At 66.8% G+C, this 4,064-nt stretch carries 5 protein-coding genes; 3 read left to right on the top strand and 2 right to left on the bottom strand.

The window, feature by feature from the left end; translation table 11 throughout:
- Window positions 1–153: 153 nt before the first annotated feature.
- Window positions 154–618: a DUF2069 domain-containing protein gene (locus tag B2W70_RS17200; protein WP_286747672.1), complete on the bottom strand. Its 465-nt coding sequence runs from the start codon at window positions 616–618 to the stop codon at window positions 154–156.
- Window positions 619–697: 79 nt separating this feature from the next.
- Between B2W70_RS17200 and B2W70_RS17195 the strand changes: the two genes are divergently transcribed.
- The 3 genes from B2W70_RS17195 (at window position 698) to aroC (ending at window position 3,788) form a co-directional block, all read left to right on the top strand.
- A complete protein-coding gene (locus tag B2W70_RS17195; protein ID WP_286747670.1) occupies window positions 698–1,939 on the top strand; it encodes a YihY family inner membrane protein in 1,242 nt (413 codons plus the stop codon).
- Between the two features lie 151 nt (window positions 1,940–2,090).
- The gene (locus tag B2W70_RS17190; protein ID WP_058089245.1) at window positions 2,091–2,561 is read left to right on the top strand and encodes a CBS domain-containing protein; all 471 of its coding nucleotides are present in this window, start codon (window positions 2,091–2,093) and stop codon (window positions 2,559–2,561) included.
- Between the two features lie 126 nt (window positions 2,562–2,687).
- Window positions 2,688–3,788, top strand: a complete 1,101-nt coding sequence (gene aroC / locus B2W70_RS17185; protein ID WP_286747667.1) for a chorismate synthase — start codon at window positions 2,688–2,690, stop codon at window positions 3,786–3,788.
- A gap of 89 nt (window positions 3,789–3,877) precedes the next feature.
- Here the strand turns inward: aroC and B2W70_RS17180 are convergent.
- On the bottom strand, window positions 3,878–4,064 hold a 187-nt coding region (locus B2W70_RS17180; RefSeq protein WP_349677469.1), incomplete at its 5' end, for a VOC family protein.

The following is a 4,064-nucleotide window of genomic DNA, read 5'->3' as shown; positions in this document are numbered from 1 at the left end:
GGCTGACCACCGCGAGTGCGCTGCCATGGTAGCGGCCACGCCAGTCCTGCAGGTGCTCGGTCAGGGGTTGGCCGGCGTGGGGCTCGCGCACGGCCTGCTCGCCCAGTGCCGCTCGCAGGGCGCGCAACAGCTCGGCGTGACTGGAGGAGGGCATCAGGCCGGGTCCTTCGGGGGCTGGCCCTTCTTGCTCTTGGGCGGCAGCACCTTCAGCCGCTGACGCACGTACACCGCGCAGCCGATGAACAGGGCGGTGCTCAAGGCCACCTCGATGCCGGCCAGCCACTGCGATGTGCCCCGGTCACTCGCCGCCCTCACCACACCTTCGGTGAAATAAAGCCAGATCAGCAGCGACATCCAGCGGTAAGTGTAGAGGCGGTGGCGCAGCATGCCGGCCAGGGCCAAGGTCAGGGGCAGGGCTTTCCAGGCCAGCACACCGGTGCCGCCGGGCAGCGGCGCGAGCCACAGCTCCCACGCCACGCACAGGCCGATCAGGGCCACCAGCGCGGCCACACAAGCGGCGCGCAGGCGCTGGATCAGGGCCAGTCGCTCAGGCGTGTGCTGACCCAGGATGGGGTCGTCCAGGGCGACATCGCTGTCGAGGGGGGGCGTCAGGGGCATGGTGGGGTGAGGCTGCGAGGCGTGGCGCGGGCGCGCGTGGCCGGGCTGGCAGTGTACAGACGCTGGCATCATAGCCAGCATGACTTCCAAGAGGCCCCTCCTGGCTCGCGCATCGCAGCGCTGGCACCTCCTTGTCGAGACCCTTCGCACCTGGCCCTGGCGCCAGACCTGGGACACATTGAGGCAGCGTTTTCGAGAAGACCGGCTGGGCGTGACCGCCAGCAGCCTGACCTTCACCACCACCATCGCCCTGGTGCCCTTGTTCACGGTGATGCTGGCGCTGTTCAGTGCCTTCCCGGTGTTCGGTCGCTTTCGCAAGGCGCTGGAGCAGCAGGTGCTGGCCGGCATCCTGCCTGACGTGATTGCCAAGCAGGTGGTGCTGTCGCTGACCAAATTCGCTGCCAAGGCCAGCCAGCTCGGCGTGCTGGGCTTGATCGGCCTGGGCGTGGCAGCCATGGCCCTGATGCTGACCATCGACCGCACGCTCAATGGCATCTGGCGCGTGCGCAGCTCCAGGCCGATCGCGCAAAGGGTGTTGGTTTACTGGGCGGCCCTGACGCTGGGGCCGCTGCTGCTGGGCGGCAGCCTGTCGTTCACGTCGTACGTGCTGTCTGCGTCGCGCGGACTGGTGGGCGAGTTGCCCGGCGGGGTCGGCTTCCTGCTGTCGTTGATCCTGTTCGTGCTGCAGACGGCGGGTTTTGCGGCGCTCTACAAGTACGTGCCGAACACCTTCGTGCGCACCGAGCACGCCTGGGGTGGCGCGATCTTCGCGTCCCTGGGGCTGGAGCTGGCGCAGAGGGGGCTGGCGCTTTACCTGGCCAAGGTGCCTGCGTACTCGACCATTTATGGCGCCTTCGCGGCCGTGCCCATCTGCCTGATCTGGATCTACCTGAGCTGGCTGATCGTGCTCATGGGGGCGGTGGTGGCGGCCTACACGCCCAGCTTGCTGTCGCAGGTCAAGCGTTGGCCCGATGCGCCCGGGCTGCAGTTTTCGCTGGCGCTGGCCATCCTCAAGGCGTTGGCAGTGATGCAGCACAGCGAGCGCAAGGGCCTGTCAACGGTGGGACTGGCGCAGCACCTGCGCACCGACCCGCTGCAGATCGAGCCGCTGCTGGAGGCGCTCAAGGCCCTGGACTGGATCGCTGAACTCAATGAGCCTGAGGGCGAGCGGGGCGCGCGCTACGTGCTGCTGTGCGACCCGGACCACACCCGCGTGGGGCCGCTGGTCGAGCGCCTGCTGCTCAAGCAAGACCAGCTGGCGCAGGGTTTCTGGCGCGAAGCGGCGCTGGAACGCCTCACACTGCGTCAGGTCATGAGCTGAGATGAGCTTTTTCTGGCAGGATCAGGGTCATCCCGCTGGTCACTTTGGCGCAGGTCTGTCGCAATCAAGGTGACACCCCTTGCGGGCCGGCACCACCCGGCATCGCGACCATGTGCAACCCACTGTGAGACCCCACCGAGGAGACACATCCATGAAAGTCAGCGACATCCTGCGCGTCAAGGGCAGCACCTTGTTCACCGTTCAGCCCGAACAGCCGCTGGCCGAAGCCGCCCAGACCATGTCCGAACACGACATCGGCTCCCTCGTGGTGATGGACCACGGTGACCTGGCCGGCATGCTCACCTTCCGCGAGGTCATCCGTGGGGCGGTCAAAAATGGCGGCAGCTTCGGCTCGCTGGTGGTGCGCACCGTGATGGACGACCACCCCCTGACCTGCACCCCCGAGACCGACATCGACGAAGTCCGCCGCATGATGCTCAGCCGCCACGCGCGCTACATGCCGGTCATGACCCAGCGCACGCTGATGGGTGTGATCTCGTTCTACGACGTGGCCAAGGCGGTGGTCGATGGCCAGGACTTCGAGAACCGCATGCTCAAGGCCTACATCCGCGACTGGCCGGTCGAAGAGAACGCCGGGGGCGAACGCCAGGCGCTGCTCTGAGTCGTTTTTCACCCGATGTGCATGCAACGCCCGGTTTTCGTCCGGGCGTTTTTCGTTGCCGCCATGAACTTTCCCGCATGGGGGACAATACGCTTTTGCGTCATTGATTGATCTGGATCCCGCGTCATGGCTGGCAGCACCATTGGTCTTTTGTTCACCGTCACCAACTTCGGCGAGTCGCACGGCCCGGCCATCGGCTGCGTCATCGACGGCTGCCCCCCGGGCATGGTCCTGTCCGAAGCCGACATCCAGCCTGACCTGGACCGCCGCCGCCCCGGCACCTCGCGCCACGTCACCCAGCGCAACGAGCCCGATGCCGTCGAGATCCTGTCCGGCGTCTACGAGGGCAAGACCACGGGAGCACCGATTGCCCTGCTGATCCGCAACACCGACCAGCGCAGCAAGGACTACGGCAACATCCTGCAGACCTTCCGTCCGGGCCACGCCGACTACACGTATTGGCACAAGTACGGCATCCGCGACCCGCGCGGCGGTGGGCGTTCGTCGGCCCGCCTGACCGCGCCCATGGTGGCCGCTGGAGCCGTGGCCAAGAAGTGGTTGAAGGAACAGTTCGGCACCGACATCCGCGCCTGCATGACGCAACTGGGCACCGTGCCGATTGCCTTCGAGGGCTGGGAGCACGTGCCCAACAACCCGTTCTTTGCGCCCAACACCAGCCAGATCGAGCAGCTCGAGGCCTACATGGACGAGTTGCGCAAGGACGGGGACTCGTGTGGCGCCAAGCTCATCGTCGAGGCTTCGGGCATGCCGGTGGGCCTGGGCGATCCGTTGTTCGACAAGCTCGATGCCGACATCGCGTACGCCATGATGGGCATCAACGCCGTCAAGGGCGTCGAGATTGGCGCGGGCTTCGAGAGCGTCTCGCAGCGTGGCACCGTGCACGGCGACGAGCTCTACCCAGATGGTTTTGCCAGCAACCACGCGGGTGGCGTGCTGGGTGGCATCTCCACCGGGCAAGACCTGCGCGTGGCCATCGCCATCAAGCCGACCAGCTCGATCCGCTCGCCGCGCCAGTCCATCGACCTGAGCGGCCAGCCCGCCACGGTCGAGACCTTCGGGCGCCACGACCCCTGCGTGGGCATCCGCGCCACGCCGATCGCCGAGGCCATGCTGGCGCTGGTGCTGATCGACCACGCGCTGCGCCACCGTGCGCAATGCGGTGACGTCGAGGTCAGCACGCCCGAGATCCCGGCTTCGCGCGGGTGAATGACGCGACGAACGACGAACACCCTGCCTTGGTGGCGCCATGAAAAAGGGACCCGTTTGGGTCCCTTTGTGTTTTCAGCGGCTCGCGGTCAGTTGAGTTCGCGAGCGCCCTCGGGGCGCTCGATCAATTCCACCTTGTAGCCATCCGGATCGGTGATGAAGGCGATCACGGTGTTGCCGCCCTTGACTGGTCCAGCCTCGCGCGTGACGGCGCCGCCGAGGGCCTGAGCCTTCTCGCGCACCGCGTCGCACACGGCCTTGGCGTCGTCCACGCCG

It is taken from the genome of Aquabacterium sp. UBA2148 (assembly GCF_002328915.1).
Lineage (GTDB): Bacteria > Pseudomonadota > Gammaproteobacteria > Burkholderiales > Burkholderiaceae_C > Aquabacterium > Aquabacterium parvum.
This window is presented reverse-complemented; position numbering and strand designations above follow the sequence as displayed.

What these genes read in the sequence shown, in the direction of transcription:
- B2W70_RS17200 (WP_286747672.1), bottom strand. Translation starts at nt 618, where the DNA reads ATGCCCCTGACGCCCCCCCTCGACAGCGATGTCGCCCTGGACGACCCC.
- B2W70_RS17195 (WP_286747670.1), top strand. Translation starts at nt 698, where the DNA reads ATGACTTCCAAGAGGCCCCTCCTGGCTCGCGCATCGCAGCGCTGGCAC.
- B2W70_RS17190 (WP_058089245.1), top strand. Translation starts at nt 2,091, where the DNA reads ATGAAAGTCAGCGACATCCTGCGCGTCAAGGGCAGCACCTTGTTCACC.
- aroC (WP_286747667.1), top strand. Translation starts at nt 2,688, where the DNA reads ATGGCTGGCAGCACCATTGGTCTTTTGTTCACCGTCACCAACTTCGGC.